23 protein-coding genes are annotated in these 24725 nt (G+C 62.4%); 11 read left to right on the top strand and 12 right to left on the bottom strand.

What is annotated here, in order from left to right:
• Nucleotides 1-13 precede the first annotated feature (13 nt).
• The gene (gene hrpB / locus ACESMZ_RS06285; RefSeq protein WP_372957927.1) at nucleotides 14-2497 is read left to right on the top strand and encodes an ATP-dependent helicase HrpB; all 2484 of its coding nucleotides are present in this window, start codon (nucleotides 14-16) and stop codon (nucleotides 2495-2497) included.
• A 74-nt stretch (nucleotides 2498-2571) separates the two neighbouring features.
• Complete coding sequence (locus ACESMZ_RS06280) at nucleotides 2572-3294, top strand: aspartate/glutamate racemase family protein (protein WP_372957928.1); 723 nt, start codon at nucleotides 2572-2574, stop codon at nucleotides 3292-3294.
• 38 nt (nucleotides 3295-3332) lie between these two features.
• On the opposite strand, the gene ACESMZ_RS06275 is transcribed toward ACESMZ_RS06280, so the two are convergent.
• The 5 genes from ACESMZ_RS06275 to ACESMZ_RS06255 are packed head-to-tail and all read right to left on the bottom strand — an operon-like array spanning nucleotide 3333 to nucleotide 8047.
• Nucleotides 3333-4064 (bottom strand): sulfite exporter TauE/SafE family protein, encoded by a 732-nt coding sequence (locus ACESMZ_RS06275; protein ID WP_372972370.1) that lies wholly within the window; start codon nucleotides 4062-4064, stop codon nucleotides 3333-3335.
• On the bottom strand, nucleotides 4061-4894 hold the full coding sequence (locus ACESMZ_RS06270) for an SDR family oxidoreductase (RefSeq protein WP_372972369.1): 834 nt from the start codon (nucleotides 4892-4894) through the stop codon (nucleotides 4061-4063). Before ACESMZ_RS06270 ends, ACESMZ_RS06275 begins: the two co-directional genes overlap by 4 nt.
• Nucleotides 4891-5832: an SDR family oxidoreductase gene (locus ACESMZ_RS06265; RefSeq protein WP_372972368.1), complete on the bottom strand. Its 942-nt coding sequence runs from the start codon at nucleotides 5830-5832 to the stop codon at nucleotides 4891-4893. The genes ACESMZ_RS06270 and ACESMZ_RS06265 overlap by 4 nt, the downstream gene beginning before the upstream one ends.
• A 4-nt stretch (nucleotides 5833-5836) precedes the next feature.
• Nucleotides 5837-6739 (bottom strand): bile acid:sodium symporter family protein, encoded by a 903-nt coding sequence (locus ACESMZ_RS06260; RefSeq protein ID WP_372972367.1) that lies wholly within the window; start codon nucleotides 6737-6739, stop codon nucleotides 5837-5839.
• A gap of 6 nt (nucleotides 6740-6745) precedes the next feature.
• Nucleotides 6746-8047, bottom strand: a complete 1302-nt coding sequence (locus ACESMZ_RS06255; RefSeq protein WP_372972366.1) for a flavin-containing monooxygenase — start codon at nucleotides 8045-8047, stop codon at nucleotides 6746-6748.
• A 98-nt stretch (nucleotides 8048-8145) separates the two neighbouring features.
• Here ACESMZ_RS06255 and ACESMZ_RS06250 point away from each other — a divergent pair, with 98 nt between their 5' ends.
• Nucleotides 8146-9120 (top strand): AraC family transcriptional regulator, encoded by a 975-nt coding sequence (locus tag ACESMZ_RS06250; protein WP_372972365.1) that lies wholly within the window; start codon nucleotides 8146-8148, stop codon nucleotides 9118-9120.
• A 141-nt stretch (nucleotides 9121-9261) separates the two neighbouring features.
• Here the strand turns inward: ACESMZ_RS06250 and ACESMZ_RS06245 are convergent, their stop codons facing one another.
• Nucleotides 9262-9630 carry a DUF6746 family protein gene (locus ACESMZ_RS06245; protein ID WP_372972364.1) on the bottom strand — a complete coding sequence of 123 codons (369 nt, stop codon included), beginning with the start codon at nucleotides 9628-9630 and terminating at the stop codon, nucleotides 9262-9264.
• 148 nt (nucleotides 9631-9778) lie between these two features.
• Between ACESMZ_RS06245 and ACESMZ_RS06240 the strand changes: the two genes are divergently transcribed.
• Both ACESMZ_RS06240 and ACESMZ_RS06235 read left to right on the top strand, forming a co-directional pair.
• Nucleotides 9779-10588, top strand: coding sequence for a RimK family alpha-L-glutamate ligase (locus tag ACESMZ_RS06240; RefSeq protein ID WP_372972363.1), 810 nt, complete (start codon nucleotides 9779-9781; stop codon nucleotides 10586-10588).
• Between the two features lie 95 nt (nucleotides 10589-10683).
• A complete protein-coding gene (locus tag ACESMZ_RS06235; RefSeq protein ID WP_372972362.1) occupies nucleotides 10684-10887 on the top strand; it encodes a DUF3185 family protein in 204 nt (67 codons plus the stop codon).
• A gap of 22 nt (nucleotides 10888-10909) precedes the next feature.
• Here ACESMZ_RS06235 and ACESMZ_RS06230 read toward each other — a convergent pair whose 3' ends face one another.
• The gene (locus ACESMZ_RS06230) at nucleotides 10910-11122 is read right to left on the bottom strand and encodes a YjfB family protein (RefSeq protein ID WP_372957938.1); all 213 of its coding nucleotides are present in this window, start codon (nucleotides 11120-11122) and stop codon (nucleotides 10910-10912) included.
• Between the two features lie 257 nt (nucleotides 11123-11379).
• Between ACESMZ_RS06230 and ACESMZ_RS06225 the strand changes: the two genes are divergently transcribed.
• On the top strand, nucleotides 11380-12555 hold the full coding sequence (locus ACESMZ_RS06225) for a type III PLP-dependent enzyme (RefSeq protein ID WP_372972361.1): 1176 nt from the start codon (nucleotides 11380-11382) through the stop codon (nucleotides 12553-12555).
• A 187-nt stretch (nucleotides 12556-12742) separates the two neighbouring features.
• Nucleotides 12743-14347, top strand: a complete 1605-nt coding sequence (locus tag ACESMZ_RS06220; RefSeq protein WP_372972360.1) for a Na/Pi cotransporter family protein — start codon at nucleotides 12743-12745, stop codon at nucleotides 14345-14347.
• Nucleotides 14348-14356: 9 nt separating this feature from the next.
• Here ACESMZ_RS06220 and ACESMZ_RS06215 read toward each other — a convergent pair whose 3' ends face one another.
• The 4 genes from ACESMZ_RS06215 to ACESMZ_RS06200 all read right to left on the bottom strand — a co-directional run bounded on the left by ACESMZ_RS06215 (nucleotide 14357) and on the right by ACESMZ_RS06200 (nucleotide 18862).
• The gene (locus ACESMZ_RS06215; RefSeq protein ID WP_372957941.1) at nucleotides 14357-15559 is read right to left on the bottom strand and encodes a CynX/NimT family MFS transporter; all 1203 of its coding nucleotides are present in this window, start codon (nucleotides 15557-15559) and stop codon (nucleotides 14357-14359) included.
• A gap of 11 nt (nucleotides 15560-15570) precedes the next feature.
• On the bottom strand, nucleotides 15571-15966 hold the full coding sequence (locus tag ACESMZ_RS06210) for an ectoine synthase (protein ID WP_091850611.1): 396 nt from the start codon (nucleotides 15964-15966) through the stop codon (nucleotides 15571-15573).
• A 75-nt stretch (nucleotides 15967-16041) separates the two neighbouring features.
• Nucleotides 16042-17496, bottom strand: a complete 1455-nt coding sequence (locus tag ACESMZ_RS06205) for a GTPase/DUF3482 domain-containing protein (RefSeq protein WP_372957942.1) — start codon at nucleotides 17494-17496, stop codon at nucleotides 16042-16044.
• Entirely contained in the window at nucleotides 17483-18862 is a 1380-nt protein-coding gene (locus ACESMZ_RS06200) for a DUF2868 domain-containing protein (protein WP_372972359.1), read from the bottom strand. Before ACESMZ_RS06200 ends, ACESMZ_RS06205 begins: the two co-directional genes overlap by 14 nt.
• A gap of 83 nt (nucleotides 18863-18945) precedes the next feature.
• Between ACESMZ_RS06200 and ACESMZ_RS06195 the strand changes: the two genes are divergently transcribed.
• Nucleotides 18946-19308, top strand: coding sequence for a DUF6164 family protein (locus tag ACESMZ_RS06195; protein WP_372972358.1), 363 nt, complete (start codon nucleotides 18946-18948; stop codon nucleotides 19306-19308).
• Here ACESMZ_RS06195 and ACESMZ_RS06190 read toward each other — a convergent pair.
• On the bottom strand, nucleotides 19265-20179 hold the full coding sequence (locus tag ACESMZ_RS06190; RefSeq protein ID WP_372957945.1) for an alpha/beta hydrolase fold domain-containing protein: 915 nt from the start codon (nucleotides 20177-20179) through the stop codon (nucleotides 19265-19267). The genes ACESMZ_RS06195 and ACESMZ_RS06190 overlap by 44 nt on opposite strands.
• A gap of 112 nt (nucleotides 20180-20291) precedes the next feature.
• Between ACESMZ_RS06190 and ACESMZ_RS06185 the strand changes: the two genes are divergently transcribed.
• The 3 genes from ACESMZ_RS06185 to ACESMZ_RS06175 all read left to right on the top strand — a co-directional run bounded on the left by ACESMZ_RS06185 (nucleotide 20292) and on the right by ACESMZ_RS06175 (nucleotide 24699).
• Nucleotides 20292-21722, top strand: a complete 1431-nt coding sequence (locus ACESMZ_RS06185) for a sigma-54 interaction domain-containing protein (protein WP_372957946.1) — start codon at nucleotides 20292-20294, stop codon at nucleotides 21720-21722.
• Between the two features lie 189 nt (nucleotides 21723-21911).
• The gene (locus ACESMZ_RS06180; RefSeq protein ID WP_372957947.1) at nucleotides 21912-22691 is read left to right on the top strand and encodes a 3-hydroxybutyrate dehydrogenase; all 780 of its coding nucleotides are present in this window, start codon (nucleotides 21912-21914) and stop codon (nucleotides 22689-22691) included.
• A gap of 13 nt (nucleotides 22692-22704) precedes the next feature.
• Nucleotides 22705-24699 (top strand): acetoacetate--CoA ligase, encoded by a 1995-nt coding sequence (locus tag ACESMZ_RS06175; protein WP_372957948.1) that lies wholly within the window; start codon nucleotides 22705-22707, stop codon nucleotides 24697-24699.
• The last annotated feature ends 26 nt before the right edge of the window (nucleotides 24700-24725 follow it).

Raw genomic sequence — 24725 nt, 5'->3', positions numbered from 1 at the left:
CTGCGTTGAACCCATGCTGCCCATCGAACAGGTCCTGCCAGAGCTTACTGACATCCTGGACCGGCACACCACGGCGCTGTTACAGGCGCCGCCGGGCGCCGGCAAGACTACCCGTGTGCCCCTGGCCCTGAAAGCGGCCCCCTGGCGGGAGGGCCGCAAGATCCTCATGCTGGAACCCCGCCGCCTGGCTGCCCGCTCCGCCGCCGTCTACATGGCCCGTCAGCTGGGAGAGAAAGCGGGACAGACCGTGGGCTATCGAACCCGTCTGGATACGAGAATCTCCTCCGACACTATTATCGAAGTGGTCACCGAAGGCATCCTCACCCGATTGATCCAGTCAGATCCGTTACTGGAGGACTACGCCGCCGTTCTGTTCGACGAATTCCACGAGCGATCCCTGCAGGCCGACCTGGGTCTTGCCCTGGTGCGGGAAACCCAGCAGGTGTTGAGGCCCGATCTGCGGGTACTGGTAATGTCCGCGACCCTGGATACAGGGCCGCTGGCCAGCATGCTCGGGGATGCCCCGGTGGTCTCCAGCCAGGGCCGGGCCTTCCCGGTGGAGGTGTTCTATCGTCCCCCCAGGACCACGGCGGGGCGACCACCCCGCCTGCTGGACCATATCGTCGCCGTGATTCGTGAAGCCCTTGCTGAACAGCCCGGCTCCATCCTGGTCTTCCTGCCGGGCGCCGGCGAAATCCGCAAGGTGGAGCAATTGCTCCGGCCCCATCTGCCGGCCGGCACACGACTCGCTCCCCTTTTCGGCAATCTGAAAGGCGATGCCCAGGACCAGGCCATCGAACCGGCTCCGCGTGGCGAGCGCAAGGTGGTATTGGCCACCGCCATTGCCGAGACCAGCCTGACCATTGAAGGGGTTCGGGTAGTCATCGACGCCGGCCAGGCCCGGCGGGCCGTCTTCGACCCCAACAGTGGCATGACCCGCCTGGTCACCGGCCGGGTCTCCCGCGCTGCGGCAGAGCAGCGCCGGGGACGCGCAGGACGTATTGAGCCTGGCGTGTGTTTCCGGCTGTGGAGTGAGGCAGAACACCACGGCCTGGCGGACCACACCCCGCCAGAAATCCTGGAAGCCGACCTGGCGCCCCTGGCCCTGGAACTGGCCCAGTGGGGCGCTAGGGATCCCGGCGACCTGGAGTGGCTGGACCTGCCTCCGAAAGCCCATTGGGCGCAGGCAGTAGAATTGTTGCAGTGGCTGGACCTGCTGAACGGAGATGGCGGGATTACCGACCACGGTCACCAGGCCCGGGAGCTTGGCATTCATCCGCGGTTGGCCCATATGGTCTTGAAGGGGCGGGAGTTGGGCTACCCGAAAACCGCTGCCCGACTTGCTGCGTTGCTGGAAGAGCGCGATTTGCTGGGTCGCGCCGCCGGGGCAGATGTCGTGTACCGGTTGCAGGCGCTGTCCGGTGATTATCGCTCGTCGGGGCTGGACAGGAACCGGCTGGATGCCGTTCGGCGGGCGGCAGACCGCCTGTTGCCGCACAAGAAGGCGGAAGACGAGGACGATGCCGTGCCGGCCGGACGTCTGTTGGCGCTTGCCTACCCGGATCGCATTGGCAGGCGGCGATCCGGTGATGCCAACCGCTACCAGCTCAGTAATGGCCGCGGTGCACGCCTGGCTGACGATGATGCCCTGGGCAGTGAGCAATGGATTGTCGCCGCCGACCTGGACGGACAGGCCCGGGAGGCGCAGGTCTTCCTGGCCGCCGCTACCGATCGCACCACCCTGGAAGCCGACCTGGCGGCCCATATCGACACGACTGAAGAAGCCTTATGGGATGACAGGCGGGGCATGGTTGTCGCCCGACGGGTAACCCGCCTGGGTGCACTGGTGCTGGCGGAGCAGTCCCTGCCGGATCCGGATCCGGAGCAGCTTCAGCAAGGGCTGCTCAACGCGGTGCGCCAGAAGGGCATCACCAGCCTGCCCTGGAACGAGACTGCCAGGCAATGGCAGGCCCGGGTTCAGGTCATGCAGCGGCTGGAGCCGGACCATTGGCCCGATGTTTCCGATAACGGCCTGATGGCCGCACTGGATCAGTGGCTGGCGCCGTTCCTCGCGGGCGTGCGTAACTGGAAGGGCCTGCAGCAGGTTCCGATGGTGGATGCCCTGCAGTCCCTGCTCCCGTGGGATCAGCAACAGCGCCTGTCCCGGGAGTTGCCCACCACGCTGGAGATACCCACCGGCCAGCACCTGCGGCTGGACTATACCGCCGAGAACGGCCCGGGCCTGGCTGCAAAACTGCAAGCCCTGTTCGGCTGGACACAAACCCCGAGACTGGCCGGAGGTCGCATTCCGGTGGTTATTCACCTGCTCTCACCGGCCCGGCGCCCGCTGGCTGTGACAGCAGATCTTTCCAGTTTCTGGAAGGAAGTCTACCCGGAAGTCCGCAAGGAAATGCGTGGCCGCTACCCCAAGCACCCCTGGCCCGAGGACCCTCTGACGGCCGAGGCAAAAATGGGCACAAAGAAATCCGGCAAGTAGGGCCGATGGCCTACGGGAATTCCAGTTATTCTGCTACGTTAGGTATTTCAGCAAACGAACAGGGAGACGTTCCGATGAAGACCATAGGCCTGATCGGCGGTATGAGCTGGGAGTCCACCCAGACCTACTACCGGCTTATCAACCAGCAAGTGCGGGAACAGCTGGGCGGGCTGCATTCCGCACGCCTGGTGCTCTATAGTGTCGACTTTGCGGAAATCGAGGCGCTCCAGCACAAGGGTGACTGGGAAGCCACGGCCGCTATTCTCTCCGGAGCCGCCCGGTCCCTGCGCTCGGCTGGTGCTGACTTCCTCGTACTTTGTACCAACACCATGCACAAAGTGGCGCCGCAGATCGAGAAAGCCTCGGAATTGCCCCTGCTGCATATCGCCGATGCCACCGCGGATGTACTGCAGAGTGACGGCGTTTCCCGGGTCGGGCTGTTGGGAACAAGCTTTACCATGGAACAGGCCTTCTATCGGGAGCGTCTGGAAGCCCGGGGTATTGAGGTGCTGGTTCCAGACGATGTCCAGCGGGAGTTGGTCCACCAGGTCATTTATCAGGAACTGTGTCAGGGCGAGGTTGTACCGGAATCAAAGCAACAGTACCTCGATATCGTCTCCTCCCTGGCGGAACGGGGCGCACAGGGGGTGATACTGGGGTGCACCGAGATCGGCCTGCTGATCCAGGCCCCCGACACAACGGTGAAGCTGTACGACACCACCGCCATTCATGCCGACCAGGCGGTGGCCTACGCCCTGGACCAGGGGGCAGGTTCCGGAACACCAGAGGTGTCCTGACAACGATTACGACGCCCGGCAGGGCTTCAGCTCGTGGTTCAGGCCCGCAGGATCAGCAGTAACCCGGTGATCAGTAACACGCTGTATACCGCTTGTCGAAATCGCTCCTCATTGAGCCGATGATGCAGGAATTCCCCCACCAGCACACCGACCACCAGCAATGGCAGGTACCACACCAGTCGGCCGGCACTGGCCAGGAGGCTGCCGTCGAACAGATATAGCACGCTCAGGGTCAGGTTCAGGGTGAACCAGACCGTCAGCAGGGTAGCCCGGGTGCGGCTCTTGTCCAGCCGGATACCGGCCAGGGCATAGACCAGCAGGGGACCGCCGGAGGCGAACAGGCCGTGGGTGATGCCGGCGCCGAAGGTGATAATGCGGCTGGTCATCAGGCCGTGGGGTTCCGCCACATGGCCGCCGAACAGGCGCCACAGCTCCTTGCCCGCAAACCACACCACCAGGACGCCAAACAGCACTTTGAGGATACCGGCTCCCAGCCAGGGGGTGAGCAGGTAGCCGGCCAGGGTGCCGGTTACCATCAATGGCAAGATCAATGTGGCCAGCAGTCGCCAGTGGATGTGCTGGCGGTGCTTCCAGGTGAGGTAGCCGCTCATGAACACGTTCAGGGGCACCAGCACCGGCAGCATCTCCGGGATGGGCAGTAATATGGCCCCCAGTGACAGGGCGATGACAATGGAACCGAATCCGGTGATGGCTTCAATGGTGTAGGCCAGCAGGATGGCCAGGCCAAGCCAGAGCCAGGGGTCGATCATGTTGCCGGATTTCCGTTGGAGTTGGTCGTAACCGGAGCTGAGCTGTCGGCAATGTCAGCGGCGAACTTGCGGCGCACAGCCCTGAGGTACAGTGCCGGGGCCAACCGCCACAGCAGGCTGCCAAAGCGGGACACGGGCTCGGGCAGCAGCCAGCGTTTTCGCCTGGCCAGGGCGCCATCGATCATCCGGGCCATGTCATTGGCACTGCCCATGCCACCGATGGTGGAGCGGGCGTGGGTGGCCTTGCTGCCATCGGCTCCGAGGGCGTTCTGCTCAATGGGCGTGTCCAGGAAGCTGGGGTAGACCATCAGCAGGTGAATGCCCCTGGGTTCCAGTTCCAGTCGCAGTACCTCGAAAAACTGGGTCAGGGCACCCTTGGCGGCACAGTAACCAGCCCGCCCCGGCACGGGCATCCAGCCGGCCATGGACCCGATACAGACGATCTGCCCACCGCTGCGCTCCAGCAATGGCAGGGCCAGCTGGGTCAGCTCCACCGGGCCCTGCCAGTCCACCGCCATGACCTTGCGAAAGACGTTCGGGTCGGTGCTGGCTGCCGGGGAGCGGTGGGTGATGCCGGCGTTGTTGACCAGCAGGTCCAGCCGGCCGTAGGCGGCCTCGGTTTCCCGTACCAGCCGCGCCAGCTCCGGGGTATGGGTGACGTCCACGGTGACAACATGCACCCGGGTGTCGTCCCCCAGTTCATCCCTTCGGCGTAACAGGGCCTCGGCGTCGATATCCGCCAGTACCAGGCAGTGCCCCGCCTTGTACCAGTGCTGCGCCATGGCCCACCCCAGGCCGCTGGCGGCGCCGGTGATCAGGGTAACGGTCACAGATCCCCCTTTGTTCTCGCCTGTTCGATGAAATAGTCGAAGGTCTCTGCCGAGGTTTTCTGTAGCTGATAACCGAACTCCTCCTTGAGCCGGCGATTGCTCAACACCGGTCGATAGCGTAGGAAGTTGACCTGCTCTGGCCCTACCGGCTTGCCCAGCCATTTCGCCACCTGCAGGCCGCCTTTTACCACACTGGCGGGCAGGGTCAGCAGGGGCTTGTCCAGCATGTGGGCGATCTCCCGGATAGTAAGGGCGCCATCGCCGGCCATGTTGTAGCGGCCGGTTTTGTCCTCACGAATGCCCTGCTCCATGGCTCCGATCACGTCCTGGTCCCAGATAAACACGAATGGCGAGGCGCTGCCCCGGATTGCCAGCAGCCGTGGGGCCAGGAACAGGCCGGTGATCTGATTGCGGGTTTCAGCTCCCAGTACCGTGCCGGGCCGGAAGATCAGCTGTTGCAGTTCCGGGTGTTCGCTCCGGTATTTCTCCAGCAACTCCTCCACATGTCGCTTGTGGTCCGAATAGGCAAACTCCGGGTTGCCCCGCAGCGGGTCATCCTCGTCGATCCAGGCCGGATTGTCCGGGTGGTAGCCATAGGCGGCGCCGGAACTGGTGACAGTGATGTGCTTCACTTTCGCTGCGACACAGGCTTCCAGCACGTTGCGGGTGCCGTTGACGTCGATGTCGAAGTCCCGCTCACGGTCCGGGGACGCCTGCAGTACCGAGGCCAGGTGGATGACATGGGTGATGCGGTATTCCGCCAGGGTCAGCACGAGTTTGTTATCCCGCACGTCCAGCACTTCCAGGGGAAACTCCAGGCCATCCCGCTTGTTGATGTCGGTGCCAAAAACGAAGTAGTCCTTCGCCAGCCGGTTACCCAGCTGGTGGCCGATGTAGCCGGCGGCGCCGGTGATAAGTATGCGTTTTTCCTGGGTCATGGGGTCAGCTTGCTTGTTCGGTTGGATGGGAAACGGGGCGCCGGGCCCAGATCTGTGACAGGGTCAGGCCGGACACCAGGTGCCAGACACCCCAGAAGGCGGTAATGAGCATCATGCCACCGGCGTCCGGGAAGAAGGTGAACAGGATGACCAGCCCCAGGCCGGAATTCTGGATGCCCACTTCCATGGTGACCGCCCGCTGATCCGGCACCGACAGTTTCATCAGCCGGGCCATGGCAAACCCCAGCCCCAGGGCCAGCAGGTTATGCCCCACCACCAGCCAGAAGAAGGTATGGAAGCGGGCCAGGAACAGCTCCACGTTATTCAGGAAGGCGATGGCCACAAACCCCAGGAAGATCAGCAGCGAGACAAAGCGCAGGGGCTTCTCGCTGCGCACCGCCAGTGTCGGGAAACGTCCGCCGGTCACCATACCCAGAATCAACGGCACCGCCAGAACCAGTAAAACCAGCAACAGAATGTTGCCTGGCTCCAGGGCAATCTCCTGCAGATAACCCCGGGTATGGGGATTCAACCAGCCATAGAGGGCAAAGTTGAACGGGGTCATCACCGTGGCCGCCAGGCTGGAAACGGCGGTCATGCTTACCGAGACAGCCACACTGCCCTTACCCAGCCAGGTCATGATATTGGAGAAGCTGCCGCCGGGGCATGAGGCAACCAGAATCATGCCCAAGGCCAGTTCCGGGTCGATGCGGAATACCCAGGTGAACAGGCAGGTGCCCAGGGGCAGCAGCAGGAACTGGGCGATCAGACCGGCCACCGGTGCACGGGGGATGGTCAGTACCCGCCGGAAGTCGGCCGGTCTGAGGTTTAGGGACACGCCGAACATCATCAGGGCGAGGATGACATTCAGGGTAATCAGGCTGGCGGGGTCGAACTGCACCGTCATGGCTGGTTACCCCTTGCTGCCGGGTTCAAGGTCGGCAATATGGCTGCCCAGGCTGTCCAGGTAGGCGTCCTTGTTCACATAGTAGGCCATGCGGGCCAGCTTGATGTAGTTATAGCCGCCATCCAGCCGTTCACCGGCATGGGTTTTCTTTTTCTGGCGCAGGGCGCCGGCGGCGGCCGAGCCTTTCTGCTGCTCGCGGATGAACAGGGCTGCCAGCCGTGCCTGCTGGTTACGGCCTTCCCAGCCCAGGCCGGTGGCCTCGATCATGCCCATCAGGAACAGGTTGTCGTAGTCCGGGTGCATCATGTTCAGGTACAGCCGTGGGGCGTCCTCGTCCGCAGGCCAGTTCAGGTGCTTGCGGTCGATGAACGGGTAGTTCAGCAGGTAGCCCGTGGCCATCAGGATCAGGTCATACTCCCCCGACTCGCCGTCACTGAAATGAACCGTGTGTCCCTCGATGCGATCAATGGAGCGGCGCGGGCAAATATCGCCATGGCCCAGGTGGTGCAACACCAGCGAGTTGATCACCGGGTGGGACTCGTACATGCGGTAGTCCGGGTCCGGCAGGCCGTAGTCGGAGGGCTTGCCCATCACCATGCGAATCAGCAGGGCATCCATCCGCTGTTTGACGGGCCGGGGCAGTTTCAGCTTGCCGCCGATGGTGTCGATAGGCTTGCCCTTGAGGAACTTGGGCAGGAAGTAATAACCCCGGCGCAGGCTCATATCTACGGAGCGGGCATGGTGCACCGCATCCACGGCGATGTCCGCCCCGGAGTTACCACAGCCCACTACCAGCACCCGCTGGTCCCGGAAGACTTCGGGATTGCGGTAGTCGGCGGAATGCATCACGGTGCCGGCAAACTCACCGGGCAGCTCCGGCATGTTGGGGGTATGGAGGGTGCCGTTGGCGATCATCACTCCATCAAAGTCCCGGGTCTGCTGCTGACCGTCCCGCTCGGTGGTGATTTGCCACTGATCGCCGACGGGCTCGACACGGATCACCCGGGTGTTGAACTCGTAGTGCTCCCGCAGGCCGAAATGGTCCACGAAGTCCCGGAAGTAGGCTTTCAGCTCGAGGTGACTGGGGTACTGGGCCACCGAATCCTTCATGGGAAACTCGGTGAATTCGGTCATCCGTTTGGAGGAAATCAGGTGGGCGGTGTCGTACATGGTGCTGTGGGGGTTATCGATGTCCCACAGACCACCCACATCGCTGTGGAGCTCGAATCCGGTGAAGGGAATTCCCTGTTTCTGAAGGTTGCGGGCACAGGCCAGGCCCATGGGGCCGGCGCCGATCACTGCGTACATGATGGTTTTCCTGATTTTGTTTTTATGATCCCGTATCTTACGACTTGATGTGCCGGTTTTCCTGACCGGACGGGACACAAATCACGACAATTCGGGCCATGATCGGAAGTTCTCCCAGTGTAACCCACCTCTACGCCCAGGCGATCCTCCAGGCGGCCCATCGCCGTGGTATTAGCCTGCCGGAATCTATTACCTGTGAGGTGGTGCCAGGTCAACGGGTGCCACTGGCGGTGCAGGACCAGCTGTGGGAGGAATACTGCCGCCGGGCCGATGATCCGTTGGCGGGCCTCGACATCGGTCTTGGCTTGCAGGTGGGGCACCTGGACAGTGCCGGCATGCTGCTGGTCAGCTGCGATACCCTGCGGGATGGTCTGGAAGCATTGGTGGAGTACGCGCCGGTGGTGGGCGATGGCGGCGAGTTTTCGCTATCGGAGGAAGGGGATCAGCTGTTGTTATGCTATCACCCCGCGTTCCGGGTGCGGGTGGCCGAGCGGGTTGAAGCCGTCATGGCGTCGCTGGTCCGGTTGACCGTCTGGGCAACGGGGGATGCCTTTATGCCTGAAACCCTCCTGTTTGCCCATGAGCCGGAGGTCGGCGAGGCAGTCTATCGTGAGCGGCTGGGTATGGCGGTGGTGTTCGGCGCCGGGCGAAACTGTCTGCGGTTCCACCGGGATCAGGGGCAGTTGCCGCTGATCCAGGCCAACAGCGCCCTGCGGGATCATTTACGGCAGCTGGCGGATCATACGCTGGAGGCGCTTGGGCACCAGAGTCTGAGTGGCCAGGTCGGCCAGTTGGCCCGGCAGCACCCCGGCTGGGGCAAGGAGCGGGTGGCGTCGGAGCTGCATATGAGCGGGCGGCATCTGACCCGGTTGCTCGCCGACGAGGGGCTTTCCTTCAAGGTTTTGCGCGAGCGGGAATTGCATCGGCTGGCGGTTGGTTTGCTTCGGTCTGGGGCTTCGGTGGCTTCGGTTTCCGAGCAGCTTGGTTTTTCTGAGGAGGCGGCTTTTTCCCGGGCTTTTCGACGGTGGGAGGGGGTTAGTCCTTCCCGGTTTCGTTCGGGGCTTACTGGTTAACGTAGCCTTGTGGCTTGGGTGCCGGCACGGGGCTGCCGGGGAGTCTTTTTGCCGCCGCAATTCACGGCCCACCCCGGCACCAGACTCCACAACCCGAAGTCTGGGTGACCCAGCCTTGACGTCTACCTAAGCCTTCAACGTTTATTCAACCAACTGCCGGGACTTCTCCAGATAGGCAGCGCCCTGCTCAGATACCGTGTCACCGTCGGCACTCTCGGAAGCCAGGTGCACTTCCTCCAGGGTCACCGCCAGGTTATCCAGCTCCTCACTCATCTTGGCAATGGCTTTCTCCAGGGTATAGGTCAGTTGGTGAACCTCATTCATGGCCTCCGGCGTCAGATCGCCGTCCAGAACCGCCTCCAACTTGTCGTTGTATTCAGAGAAGTTGGCGACCGCTTCCGGCAGTGTATTGGAGTCCTTGCCTTCGAAGTGTTCAACGTCAGTGGCAACAGCCAGGCCAGAGAAAGCCAGGGCGGCGGTCAGGGTGGTGCATTGGATCAGGGTTTTCATGGAATTCATCTCCGTTTATTAAGTGATAAGCATTATCATCCGCATCATAGTCCTATTAAATGACGCAGATCAAGCTTCGGTAAATAATTCTTGCCAGTTCCCGGGTTGCGCATAAAATGCGCACTTTCCATTCGAGTGCCCTGGTCCCATGCACCTGGTTTCCTTTGATATTTTCCGAACCCTCGGCTTCCCCGATACCACTGTGCTCAAGCCGGCGCAGTTCCTGAACCATAAACCGCTGTTACAGGAGGCAGACTGGGTACTGTTCCCGGAGTACTGGCAACTGAACGCCCTGGTCTATGGCCTCGGCTGCCGGGTTTTCCCCAGTGAAGCGAGTTATCGCATCGGCCACGACAAGGTGGAAATGACCCGGGCTTTCCAGACGGTGGCGCCGGAACATACGCCCTGGACCATCATTGAAGCGAACGGGCCACAAGAGCGTGAGCAGATCTGGGGCACCATGCCCCTGCCGTTTGTCGCCAAGCTACCCAAGGCTTCCATGGGTGAAGGGGTGTGGCTGATTGAGTCCCGGGTGGACTGGCTTGCCTACTGTGGGAAGACGCCGGTGCTGTACGTGCAGGAGTACCTGCCCATCGACCGGGATGTGCGGGTGGTGATCGTTGGCGACCGGGTGGTGACCGCCTACTGGCGAACCCAGGCTGACCAGGGGTTCTATAATAATGTGGCCCGGGGTGGGCGCATTGATACCGGGCCGGTACCGGCAGTTGTGACAGACCTGGCGTTACGCCTGGCACAGGTACTGGGCGTTGACCATGCAGGGTTTGATATTGCACTGGTGGAGGGCTACCCCTACGTACTGGAATTCAACAGGCTATTCGGCAATCAGGGACTGGCGCAGGGTTCTGAGTTGAAAGACGCGATTCTTGGTTACCTGTGCAGCCAGAGCGCACCGGAAGATCCCGACGGACCGGCGCCCTTGTGGCCTGTTGCCGTGTAATGGGGGAGGTATTGCCTGGTTATTCGGCGACCTGTTTTGTTTTTTCCCAACGATGCAGCTAACTTGTCCCCACACATGCCAGAGAGGATCAAGGAATGGGTACTCCAAAAATCATAGGTATCGTATTGCTGGTAGTGGGTATCCTGCTGCTGTTTTTTGGCTACCAGGCCTCCCAGTCCATGGGTGAACAGCTTGCAGAGACGGTTACCGGCCGGTTCAGTGACGAAACCATGTGGTACATCATCGGGGGTGTTGCGGCGGTCGTGGCGGGCGCGTTTCTCGCGTTCTTCAAAAAGTAACCGATACAGACAGTGAAGGCTCTCAGGCCTTCACGTCCACATTGGCGCCGACGCGATCGGCAGGGTTGGCGCCGGTGGTGGCCACCGAGGTTTCGGTGATGCCCTCAAGCAGCTGCATGGCGCCCTGCTGCTGCATATCCATTGATTTTTTCATCACCTGGATCTGTGCCTGTTCCCCTACCCGTTGCTGACTCATCTGGGTGGTGGCTGCGGCCATGGAGGCAACGTCTGACATAACGGACTCCGCTTGGTTGAAACTTCACCACCACCCTAGCAGCCATGGCCGAAGGGGTAAAATCACCGAGGCTTTCCTGTTTCAATCCCTTACAAATTTCATCTTCGCCACCGGTCAATGGAAGGCCTCCGGTCATGGGTATTTCTGCTCATATCCGGGGGGGTGAAAAAGCCCGATGATCGCGCCAATTCCGGGGTGGCAGCCAGACTGTCGCCCTTTTTTATTGCCCGTATACCCTGTGGAGGGAAACACCACCCATGACCGACCTCGCCAACGCCCACATCGCTGACTACTACGACGCCGAGACCTTCAAGCGCATCAAGGATTTTGCCGACACGAAGGAAACGCCGTTCGTAGTCATCGACACCGCTACCATCGGCCGGCAGTACAACGAGCTGGTGGAGGGTTTCCCCTACGCCAAGGTGTACTACGCGGTGAAGGCAAACCCGGCCCCGCAGATTCTGACCATGTTGCGGGACAAGGGTGCCAATTTCGATATTGCGTCGGTGTACGAGTTGGAAAAGGTGATGGCACTGGGGGTGACCGGTGACCGGATCAGCTATGGCAACACCATCAAGAAAGCGAAGGACGTGCGTACCTTTTACGAGAAGGGTGTCCGCCTGTTTGCCACTGACTCTGAGGCCGACCTGCGTAATATTGCCAAGGCAGCCCCCGGATCGAAGGTGTATGTGCGCATTCTGACCGAAGGCACCCTGACCGCGGACTGGCCCCTGTCCCGCAAGTTCGGCTGCCAGGCGGATATGGCCATGGATCTGCTGATCCTGGCCCGCGACCTGGGCCTGGTACCTTACGGTGTATCTTTCCACGTGGGTTCCCAACAGCGGGAAATCGGTGCCTGGGATGCGGCTCTGGGCAAGGTAAAGGTCATCTTCGAGCGCCTGAAGGAAGAAGACGGCATCGAGCTGAAGATGATCAACATGGGCGGGGGCTTTCCGGCCAACTACATTACCCGTACCAACGAACTGCGTGTCTATGCCGAAGAGATTGCCCGCTTCCTGCAGGAGGATTTCGGCGATGAGCTGCCGGAGATCATTATTGAGCCGGGTCGCTCACTGATTTCCAATGCTGGTGTGCTGGTCAGTGAGGTGGTGCTGATTTCCCGTAAATCCCGTACCGCGCTGCACCGATGGGTGTTCACCGATGTGGGCAAGTTTAGCGGGCTGATCGAGACCCTGGATGAGTCCATCAAGTTTCCCATCTGGACCGAGAAGACCGGCGAAGGCGAGGACTGTGTCATTGCGGGGCCGACCTGTGACAGCGCTGACATCATGTATGAGCATCACAAGTATCCGCTGCCACTGAACCTCGCCATTGGTGACCGCATGTACTGGTTGTCCACCGGTGCCTATACTACGACTTACAGTGCGGTGGAATTTAACGGTTTTCCTCCGTTGAAAGACTACTACATCTGAGGTCACTTTCGGGGTGAGCCGCGGGGCGGGGGCAGGTTTCTTGCGGAAACAAAAAACTTGCTTCGCTCAGACAATTGTTCCCTACAGAAACCTGCCCCCACCCCACGGCTTACGGTCCATGGGGTGGCCTGCTCTGGAAGAAGCGCGCCGGAATTGGCCTCGACGCATCTGACACGGAGTCCTTTTCTTGAGTTTTCCCGTTGTTATCCAGGCCGCTGGCGGCCTCGCCCTTTTCCTGCTCGCCATGGGCATGATGACCGATGGCCTGAAAACCTTTGCCGGGGCCGGGCTCAAACGCCTGCTCGAACGCTGGACAGACCGGCCGCTGCGGGGGCTGGCGACCGGTATTCTGATCACCGGCCTGGTGCAGTCTTCCAGTGCGGTGACGGTGGCTACCATCGGCTTCGTAAATGCCGGCATGCTGACCCTGTCCCAGGCGATTGCTGTGGTGTTCGGTGCCAATGTCGGGACCACAGTGACCAGCTGGCTGGTGGCGCTGGTGGGCAGCGGGTTCAAGGTCAGTGCGCTGGCACTGCCCATCCTGACCGTGGGTGTCATTCTCCGTATTGCCGGCTCCGGCAGCCGCTGGGCGTCGCTCGGTGAAGCCCTGGCGGGTTTCGGGCTGTTCTTCCTGGGGTTGGATCTGCTGAAGGATTCCCTGGGGGGCTTTGCCACCGGCTTCAATTCCACCGTTGAAGGCGGTGCCGGTACGCACTGGGCCATGTACCTGGGTATCGGCTTTGTGATCACCCTGCTTACCCAGTCCTCGTCGGCTACCCTGGCCATTGTGCTGACTGCGGCCGGTACCGGTGTGATCAGCCTGGAGGCCGGCGCTGCCGGTGTTATCGGTGCCAGTCTTGGTACCACTTCAACGGCGGCGGTAGCGGTGCTCAATGCCACTGCCAATGCCCGTCGCCTGGCCGTGAGTCATATCCTGTTCAACCTCGTCGCCGGTGTTATCGCCCTGGCGGTGATGCCCATTGTGCTGGCCCTTGCCGGCCTGCTGGCTGACTGGCTGGACCTGGAAGGCAGTCCGGCGATTCTGCTGGCGGCCTTCCATACCCTGTTCAAGCTCATCGGTATTGCCCTGCTCCTGCCCCTGGTCCCCTGGCTGGCCCGGCACCTGGACCGGTTTTTCCGCAGTGCGGAGGAAGATCTGTCACGGCCCCGCTACCTGGATCGTACCGTGGCCTCGACCCCGGAGCTGGCGGTGGGTGCGTTGCACCAGGAGCTGGAGCGGATGGAAGAGCTGGTCACCGGCCTGGTCCATGCCGCCCTTACCCGGGAGGGTATGACGGTTGTTGCAGGTACCCGCCAGACATCCGCTATCCACAACCTGTATCAGGCGATTACCAGGTTTGCCGCCAGGACCCGGGCCGAGAAGATGTCACCGGAGCAGGTGGAACAGCTGACGGTGGCGGTTCGCACTGCCCGCTATCTCTCGGAGATGGCGGGGCAGGCCGGCAGTGCTGTCCGGCTGCGGGAGGTACGTCGTGTGCTGCCGGAACAGACGGTCCGGCTGCTGATGGACCGGTACCTGGAAGCGGTCAACCAACTGCTCACCTCCGAGGAGGTGATTGACGGGGCCGTCAGGGATGCGGAAGTCCTGTATCAGAAACTCAAGGCCTCTTTACTGCGGGCCATCGTCAACGGTGAGCTGGACGAGGACCGGGGCCAGGTCTCCCTGGATGATCTCAGTGCCCTGAGACGGATGCTGGACCAGGGTATCAAGGCAAAGGCCATGCTGGCGGGTTCGGCTTCTGATCTCGCATTGCCACAGGCAGAAGCCTGAGTCGGGTCCTTATTGTGCCTGGGCCCGCCGTGCCGGCGTAAGGTCCAGGGTGCGGATTACCGGTAGTACCAGGATGCTGTAGAGGATCATCACCAGAATGCTGTGTCGGATATCGCCGGTAATGTCCGCCACCGCTCCGCCGATCATCGGCACAACGAATGCAATGGTGTAGCCCACCAGGAAAGTACCTGCCGACAGCCGGCCGGTTTCTCCGGGGCGGGTAAGCAACGGCGGCAGGGCCACCAGCAGGATCAGCAGAATGCCGGCCACAAAGCTCATGACGGTGGCACTGGCAATGGCCCACCAGCCTTCCATGACAATGGCGCCGATGGTGCCCACCACGCTGATCACCGCCATCACCCCGATCAGGTAGCGGCGGCCGACCCAGCGGCGGGCGGTTTTCAGCATCACCAGTGAGGCGAACACCTGGGCAATGTTATAGAAGAACAGGGCCCGGGACAGTTTGTCGAAGTGGCCGGTCTGCTCCAGCAGGTTGCCCATGTAGGCGTTGAGCCCGAAGAACATGGAGGCGGACAGCCCCAGCAGCAGGCCGATCTTCAGGGTCAGCGGGTTGGACCAGTCCGGCAACCAGGCCGCACGCTGTACCGGGCGGGCCAGGTCCCGTTTTGGCAGGAACAGGGCGGCGGCGACCAGCAGGGCGGGCAGCGACCACGCCAGCAGGGTCAGTCGCCAGCTGTTGTCCAGCAGGGGCACCAGCACCGGCAGGGTAACGCCGCCCCCCACGAACTCCCCCATCAGCATGCCGTTCATGTAAATGGCCGTACCCAGAGCCACATGGTGGGCTTGCAGCCAGCGGGGCAGCAATGCCGGCAGGGCCGGTTGCATCATGGCAATGCCCAGTCCCATGACGGTGCTGGCCGTTAACAGGGTGATGATTTCCGGTGCCAGCCCCCGGGCGGCGGAACCGAGTGCCGTGACGACCATGGCCAGTGCCAGGGTATTGCGGGGTCCGAGGCGGGATATGGCCAGTGAGCCGGGCATGGCGCCGATGGCCAGCATCAGAATGGGCAGGGTAGTGAGCGCCCCGGTGAGGGTCTGGTTCAGGTCCAGATCGGCGCTGATGAACGGTGCCAGTGGTGGCGCCACCAGGATGGGAACCCGCAGGTACAGGCCTGCCAGCCAAAGCAACGCCGCCACCGGCAGCAGGCGCGCTGGCGGTGGCGGTGTGTTAGCGGTCGGGTCAGCCGCCATATCAGCCCGGATCAGTTATCGCTGGTGTCCGGCAGGTAGGCGCCGTCCTCATCATGGACTTCCTGGCCTGTCACCGGCGGGTTGAAGGCGCAGATCAGTCGCATGTCCTCGGTACCACCGTACAGGGTGTGCTTGTCGTGGTTGTCCAGGGCGTAGAGGGTGCCGTCGGTAATCTCATGAACTTCACCCGTGGCCAGGTCCTTGATGCGGCCATTACCGGCAACACAGTACACCGCTTCCAGGTGATGCTTGTACCAGAACGTGTGCTCGGAGCCTGCCTTGATGATGGTTTCGTGGAAGGAGAATCCCATTCCGTCCTTCTTGAGCAGCAGGCGGCGGCTGGTCCACTGCTTGTCGCTGACTTCACGCTCGGTACCGATGATGTCCTGAACTCTAACGATTTTCATGGGCGTACCTCATGGTTGGTTGGCCAGAATCGGGTGAAACAGCTTTATAGTATAAACATTAGACCTCTATGTATTTCAAGCGGCGCTTTCTTCCCGCCACTGGCTATACCCCTCCAGGGCGCCTTGAATGGCCGCTTCCAGTTCCTGCTGTTCCCCGTGGCTGAGCTTGCGGTTCTTGCGTAACCGGGTCAGGGCCTGCTGGATGGCTTTCCGGGTGTCGCCGTCCAGGGTTTCCAGCCAGTGGCTTTCCGACGGTGGCAACTCCAGCGGATCGCGACCAGCATGGTTACGCTGGCTGATGTGCCACCAGTGGTCCACGGCCCTTCCCAAAACAATATAGCCGAACTGGAGGTCCTGTACCGGGCCAAAGGTGGCGGTCTGAAGGTCCCCGGCCCCCTTGAGGGCGCCCAGCCGGAGAGCCCGGATCGCCAGCCGGTCGCCGTAGAAGTAGCTGCCGGCGGCTCCAAGCAGCCCACCTATGAGCGCACCGGCGCCCAGTGAGTGGCCCAGGGTCAGGGCATCGATTCCCACGCCGCCGACGGCCCCGGCCCCGAAACCGGCAGTGGCCAGGTAGCCCCGGCTGACGGCCCAGGTCTGTCGGGTTCTTTCGCTGAACAAGTCGTGGTCATGGTGCCAGCTCAGAGCGGCTTCCTGGCGGGCAATGCGGTGATGCTGGTAGAGGGCCTCGATCTCATTGCGCAGCTTCTCTTCCCGCTCCCGCTGATGCTGGTACCAGCGCTCCCGCAGGCGGGTTTCCAGGGCTTCCCGGCTGTCACTGCCCGGCGTGGCCAGGTTTTTCGGCAGGGTGCGGGATTCCTGGTGCGTCATCATGTCCGCCAGTGCCGCCGCAATGAGCTGGGCCGAGCGCCATTGCCGGTCCTCCCGCTGTCGGGTCAGAAAGCCTGTGGCGTCTTCCAGCGGCTGCTCCCAGTCCGGGCGCAACTGGCCAAACGCTTTGAGCAATCCCAGATGTTGCTCGAAAGGGGCACGTACAGCGTCGAAACTCCGGACAATCTGGAAGAATTGCCCCAGGGCAGATTGCCAGCTTTCGCTATGGTCACCGGGACCAATGCGGTTGATCAGCGCCAGGCTCGGTTGCCCTGTCCAGCGCAGGATGGTCATTTCCGCTTCCTGTTCCGAGGTATAGGGCACCGAGCCGTCCACCACGTAGATAATGCCCGCCCCCTCGATAATGGGGGCAAGCAGTTCGCACTCGTCCCGGAAGCGCGGGTTGTCCCGGTGCTGGCGGACAAAGGCTGCTACCGTATCCGGCCGGTCTGATGCGGACAGGCTGTGGCCCTCCAGCCACTCCAGCACCCGCCGGGGGCGCTGGAAGCCGGGGGTATCCACAAGGGTGTAGAGCGTGCGGCCATCCACCTGCAAGGGGTAGGTCTGACTCTCCCGGGTGGTGCCGGGTTCCAGGGCAATGGCGATACGGTCGTTCTGGGACAGGGTGGCCACGACGCTGGACTTGCCCCGGTTGGGGTGGCCCACCACCGCGAATACCGGCGCCTCATTACTGGATATCATGGGCGGCCTCCTGGCTTTCTGCCGCTGCTACCCGTACACCCTGCCCGACTCGCTCGGCAAACCTGAGCCATTGACCCAGCTTTTGCTCATCCGGGCGAACGCCCGGCTCTGCGGCAACAGGCAGCAGGGTGATGGTGAGACCAGGCAGCTGTTCGCTGGCGTCTTCCAGAAAATCCGCCAGTTCGGCGGTGGGTGGCTCCCAGCTGCGGGTCACCACCACCAGTTGGCGGTGGGCCGAGGTTCTTTGCTCCGACAGTCGTGCCAGTGTCTCCCGGTCCGCCTGCAGGCTCTGGTTGCCTCCGGCTCGGGGCACTGCCGTGTCGGCGCCGGGCAGCAGTCCGTCGGCGGTTGCTCCCGCCCAGCTTACCGCCAGGGCGGACTGTGGGACTGGCACCGCAGCCGAACAGTGATCGTCGGGAAGCCGACCGCTATCACTGGTGTTGGCGCCCGTGTCGACTGCGGGGGTTTCCATGCGCCAGAGCAGTGCCTGGTAGCCGGGGTGTCGTGTCAGGGCGTGGCGGCTCTTGCGGCGCAGGTCCGCAGAGCCAACGGCCAACAGGATGGCGCGGGGCAGGATGACCCAGACCAGCCAGGCCATGGCTACAAAGGGCCACCAGGCGCCCCAGCGGGCAGATGCTGTCTCCGCCCCGGTCCCTTCCAGCCGAAAGAACCGGGTCTCTTCCACCAGTTCCAGCGAAGGGCTCGCCACCGGCAGCCAGCCCGACCAGGGGACGGCTACCCAGCTGACCACCCGGTGCCAGGCACCGGCGGAGGTGTCCAGGGTGGTGCTCCAGCCAAAGGCCAGGTCCTGGAACACCACGGAAATCAGCAGGGTGATCAGGGCAGTCAAACCGAAGGCAAGCCCGGCCGCCTGGGCGGTCCGGGCCATCATGGGGCCCATCAGGGGGCTCAGGGCCGGTGAGGGCTGCTGCTTCTGCAGACGCTGCTGCAGACTGTGAATTAAAGGTGACCAGGGCTGCCACCCGGCCAGGCCCTGAACGGCGGTGTACAGGGCAAGCATCAGCTGCAACAGGACAAAGCCCAGAATGACCGTTACATTGATTTGCTGACCGCCGTCATAGAACAACAGGCCGGACATGGTCATCACGCCCAGCAACGCGCCGGCGACAATAAATCCGGTGGAGAAGCGATGCCAGAAGTGGATTTCCGGAAAATCGGGCCGGTCTGCGGTGTGACTGCCAATGGCGTGAAGCTGGGCCAGCCACCGGGAAATGTCCGGCGCCTGTCCCTCACCGCTATCCAGTGCGTAACGACGATCCCGGCGGTGAAGAAAGACCGGCGACTGCTGCTGGTCGCGCTGGTACTGACGATCAAAGGCCAGCAGGGTCTCAAGGTGGCCGGGCATGAAGTATCCTTGTATGAATGACACCGAACAGGCTTGGAGTCTGTGCGATTTTTGCCTTTCAGGCTCCTGGGAGAGTGTAACCGATGCCCCACCATTTGATGAATCTGCGCCATGTACCCGATGACGAGGCCGATGAGATCCGTGCCCTGTTCGAGGAGCACGACGTTAACTACTACGAAACGCCCCCTTCGTTCTGGGGAATCAGTATGGGGGGCTTCTGGGTGCATGACGCGGCAGAGGCAGAGCGGGCAAGGGAGTTGCTCAAAACCTATCAGTCGAAGCGGCTGAGTACCCAGCGTCAGGCGTGGGAAGAGGCCGTGAAGGAAGGTAGGGGTACCGGCGTATGGCACCAGTTCCTGCGCAAGCCGGTGACCGTCATTGCCGCGCTGCTGGCGCTGCTGTTCATTCTGGGGGTTTCACTGGCTCCGTTTCTCCGGCTGGGGTGACGGTATGCCTGTGGAGGAACACCAGGGCCTCGTCCATCACTGTGCTCCGAAACAGGAAGCTGGTGACATGGCCCTGACCGCGCATCAGCAATAGCTGGTTGCTCACCCCGGCTTTGGCCAGTCGCTGCTGGTAGTCCCGTGCCTGGGAGGCAGGCACCAGGCGGTCCCAGTTGCCATGGAACAACAGATGCGGCGGCGTATCCGGTGTCACCCACGCGGCCGGTGAGGCGCGCCGGTAGCGCTCCGGCATTGCTTCCCGGGTGTCGCCAAGGAACTGCCTGAGCAGGCGACCGGAGCCAAAGGTACGCAGGTCTGCGGGCAGGCCCCCGGCAACCACCGCTACCAGGCCACGCTGGTCGGGATTCCAGGGAGCCCGGTCCGGGTGATCGCTGCTGGTTACCGTGGCCAGCAGGCTCACCAGGTGGGCGCCGGAGGAGTAACCGAAGCCGGCTATCCTGTGAGGGTCGATGTTCAGCTCCCGGTGGTTCTGCCTGAGCCAGTCCAGTGCCTTTTGCAGGTCACGGAGCTGGGCCGGATACTGGTGTTCCGGGGCAAAGCGGTAATCGATGTTCATGGTCGTGAAACCATGTCGGGCAAGTTCGCGGGCCGTGTCGGTCATGTCTGCACGGGAGCGGCCTTCCCATCCACCGCCATGGACCACCAGTACGGCAGGCCCCGGCGATGGCCGTTGTGCCAGGTAAAGGTCCGCATGAAGTGGCTCGGGCCAGTCCACTGGCGAGTAGCGGATGTTGAGTCGCTCCTCCAACGCGGTATGCTTTGGCATCACCGGATGATCCGGCGCATTGACGTGGATTGTGCAGGCGCTGAGCAGCAGAACGCCAGGCGCGAACAACCAGCGAGCGAGTTTCATCGGCAGTCCCTCCGTCAGGCTCCTGATCAGGGCATACGGCGGCCGGCCTCAGTCGGGTCAGTCTTCACTGTCAAGGACGTGATGCCTTGCGTAGAAACAACAAGAGAAAGGTATGTCAGAAGCCTATGAGCCCGGCCGTATACAAGGGCTAACCCGGGAAATGATCGATGCACTAATGGCGATGTTCGAGAAGGCCAGTGCCGGCGCCATTGCTGTTGACCGGGAGTCCCGGATTACCTGGATTAACGACAGCTACTGCCAGCTGCTCGGCAAACGTCAGGGCGACGTTATCGGGCAACCGGTCCGGCGCATAATCCCCCATAGCCGTATGCCCGAAGTGGTGGAAAGCGGCGACCCCCTGTTGCTGGACATCATGGAGCATGAGGGGCAGCAACTGGTCGTCACACGCCTGCCCTGGTACGACGGGCAGGGTGAGGTCAACGGCGCTATCGCATGCATTCTCTATGATGACCTGCAACCGCTGACCCCACTGGTTGCCCGCTATCGCCGGTTGCACCAGGACCTGCAGGCCGCCCGCAAGGCCCTGGCCAGGCGCTCGCGAAGTGCCCGGTACAGCCTGTCTGACTTTGTCGGCGCGACGCCGCAGGCACTGGAGGTCAAGCGCAAGGCAAGACTGGCGGCCGGGCGGGACATGCCGGTGCTTATCCGGGGAGAAACCGGCACCGGCAAGGAGGTGTTGGCCCAGGCTATCCACGCCGCTTCGGGGCGCGCGGACAACCCCTTTGTGGCCGTCAACGTGGCCGCCGTGCCGGAAACCCTGCTGGAAGCGGAGTTCTTTGGTGTGGCGCCCGGGGCGTTCACCGGCGCCAGCAAGTATCGTGATGGCCGTTTCCAGATGGCCCACAGCGGTACCCTGTTTCTTGATGAAGTCGGTGACATGCCGTTGCCGATGCAGGCAAAGCTTCTGCGCGCCCTGCAGGAAGGCGAGGTGGAGCCACTGGGCTCGGGCCAGGTTCAGTCCGTGGATGTCCGGGTGATTGCCGCAACAAGTCGTGACCTGCCGGCCATGATTGCCGGGGGACGTTTCAGACCGGATCTGTACTATCGTCTGAATGTGTTGGAGATACTTGTGCCGCCACTGCGCGAACGGCCTGCCGACCTCGGCATACTGTGTGAGGGGCTGTTGGCGGAACTGGCCGGCGGAGCTGGCCCCGAAGCGGGCATCACCCGTGACGCGCTGGATCTGCTGGGGCGCCACAGTTGGCCGGGTAATGTACGTGAGCTTCGTAATGTCCTTGAGCGTGCACTGACGCTGGCGGAGGATGCTTCTGTGGTGGATGTGCGGGCACTGTCCCAGGCATTGCCGCCGCAGGGAACGGCCGAAGCCGGCAGGAGCTCTGGCGGGGGGGCTGGGAACGCGGCCACATTGCCTGTCAGGCCCCTCGCCGACGTGGTGGCCCGGGCTGAAGCTGATGCCATTAATGCTGCACTGAACGCAACGGGCGGCAACCGGACTCGCGCAGCAAGGTTGTTGGGAGTGTCCCGCTCAGCCCTGTATGAGAAGCTTGGCAAGGTGTCCTGAAAACCGGACGCCTGTCCCGTAATCTGGACACCTGATCCATGGTTTGTCCGGGAATCAGGACAAATCATTCGCTAATGACCCAAAGCAATAGTGTTAACTTACTGATATAAAATAAAAATAATAACCGGCACAGATGCTGCTAAATCCGGGTCCCGACTACCAACAATGTAACAAGAAGGGGTATCCGCTATGCGACTCAAGAACAGAACAGCCCTCATCACCGGCGCTGGCCGGGGTATTGGCCGCGCCATTGCCGAACACTATGCCCGGGAAGGTGCCCGGGTTGCCATTGCAGACCTGGACCTGCAAACCGCCACTGAAGCGGCTGACGCCATCCGGACGGCCGGTGGTGAAGCTATGGCCCTGGCCATGGATGTGACCGACGAGCAGGCCGTGGATGACGGCTTCAAGGCGGTGGCTGACAAGTGGGGCGGCGTCGACATCGCCCTGGCCAATGCCGGCATTCAGCATATCGACCCCATCCACAAGCTGGCCTACGCTGACTGGCAGAAGGTCATCGATGTCCACCTTCACGGCGCGTTCCTTGTAACCCGGGCTGCGCTGCAACAGATGTACGCCGGCAAGGGCGGCGCCATGTTGTACATGGGGTCAGTGCATTCAGTGGAGGCCTCACCTCTCAAGTCCCCCTACGTGGCCGCCAAGCATGGCCTGTTGGGCCTGTGCCGGGCGGTGGCAAAGGAGGGGGCCGAACACAAGGTGCGCAGCAATATCATTTGCCCGGGTTTTGTGCGCACGCCGCTGGTGGAAAAACAGATCCCGGAACAGGCGAAGGAGCTGGGTATCTCCGAGGAGGAGGTTATCCGCAACGTGATGCTGAAGAACACGGTGGACGGTGAATTCACCACGGTAGAGGATGTGGCGGAGCTGGCTGTGCACCTGGCTGCCTTCCCGTCCTCTGCCCTGACGGGCCAGTCCATCGTGGTCAGCCACGGCTGGCATATGCAGTAAACAGGAGATTCGGATGAGTACAACAGAGCAATCCCCCATTGTCTGGACTCCGTCACAGGAGATCCTGGAGCAGTCCCGCATGGCCCGATTCAAGGCCTCCCTGGAGCAGCAGGGTTACGGCCCGTTTGCGGATTACCATGCCCTGCACCAGTGGTCCATTGAGCACCTGGACACCTTCTGGCAACAGGTTTGGGACTGGTGCGGCCTGGTCTGCGATACCCCTGCCGACAAGGTGCTGGGCAGTCGTGGCATGCCAGGCGCCCAGTGGTTTCCGGGCATGAAGCTGAACTTCGCCGCCAACCTGCTGCGGATGGCGGAAGGGGACCATGCGGACAACGAAGCGGTGGTGGCCCATTGCGAGACCCGGCCGGTACTGCGCCGCAGTTACCGCCAGCTGAAAGCGGATGTGGGTGCCCTGGAGGCCTTCCTGCGCAGCAAGGGTGTGCAGCAGGGGGATCGGGTGGCAGGTATCGTCACTAACGGTTACGAGGCCATTGTCGGCATGCTGGCTGCCACCAGCATGGGGGCTATCTGGAGTTCGGCGTCCCCTGACTTCGGGGTTGGCGCCATCAATGACCGGTTTGGCCAGATCGAGCCGGCGGCACTGATCACGGTCAACGGTTATGGCTACGGCGGCAAGGTGTTCCCCCGCCAGGCAGAATTCGCAGAACTGGTAGTGCAGCTGCCGTCCCTGAAATGCGTGGTCAGTATTCCCCAGCTGCCCGATGACGAGCCCCTGACTGGTGACAAGGTCACCACCTGGGACGAGGCCCTGGCGAGCGGTGAGGATCAGGCGCCCTCCTTCACGCCGCTGCCGCCGGACCATCCGGTCTATATCCTCTATTCCTCCGGTACCACTGGCAAGCCCAAGTGCATTGTCCATGGCAGTGCCGGCATCCTGGTGAACCATGCCAAGGAACTGATGCTCCACGGCGATGTAGGGCCAGACGACCGCTTCCTGTACTTCACCACCTGTGGCTGGATGATGTGGAACTGGCAGGTGTCGGCACTGATGACCGGCGCGGCCGTGGTGACCGTAGACGGGTCGCCGGGTTACCCGGACATCAATATGCTGTGGGAGGTGGTCGCCAGCGAACGAATCACCCATTTTGGCACCAGTGCGAAGTTCCTGGCCGGCTGCCGCAAGGCGGAAATCCGCCCGGCAAGGGACCTGGATCAGAGCCATCTGCGGGTGATCTTCTCGACAGGCTCGCCGCTGCTACCCGAGGACTATGACTGGGTCTACCGTGACGGGGCACCGGAGGTCCTGTTGGGCTCCATTGCCGGGGGTACCGATATCTGTGGCTGTTTTGTCGGCGCCTGCCCGTTGCTGCCGGTACGCCGTGGCGAGATCCAGTGCCGCTTCCTGGGCGTGGATGCGGTGGCCTATGGCGATGACGGCAGGCCAGTTACCGAAGGCCGTGGCGAACTGGTGTGTCGCCAGCCGCTGCCCTCCATGCCGGTGCGGTTCTGGAACGACCCGGACGGTGAGCGTTATCGAAGCGCCTACTTCGAGACCTTCCCGGGTGTATGGGCACACGGTGACTTCATTGAGTTCACCGAGCATGGGGGCGCGATTATCTATGGTCGCTCTGACGCCACCCTGAACCCGGGCGGGGTCCGTATCGGCACTGCGGAAATCTATCGCCAGGTGGAAACCATCGGCGAGGTGGCGGACAGCCTGGTCGTTGGCCGGCAAGTGGACGGCGATGTGGAAATCGTGCTGCTGGTTGTGCCGGCAGCCGGCCGGAATCTCACCGGGGAACTCAGCCAGACCCTGCGACAGCGCATCCGGGAGGGGGCCAGTCCCCGCCACGTGCCGAAGCATATCCTCGCCGTTTCGGATATCCCTTACACCCGCAGTGGCAAGAAGGTTGAGCTGGCGGTCGCGCGATTGCTCAACGGCTCGGCCCGCTCGGATAACCGGGACGCCCTGGCCAATCCGGAAGCCCTGGACAGCATCCGGAAAACACTGGCCGACGCGGGTTTGCTGGCCTCCGGGGCCTGATGGTCCGGCGCTGCCCGGAAGGTTCC

This window comes from Marinobacter sp., assembly GCF_041690615.1.
Taxonomy (GTDB): domain Bacteria; phylum Pseudomonadota; class Gammaproteobacteria; order Pseudomonadales; family Oleiphilaceae; genus Marinobacter.
This window is presented reverse-complemented; position numbering and strand designations above follow the sequence as displayed.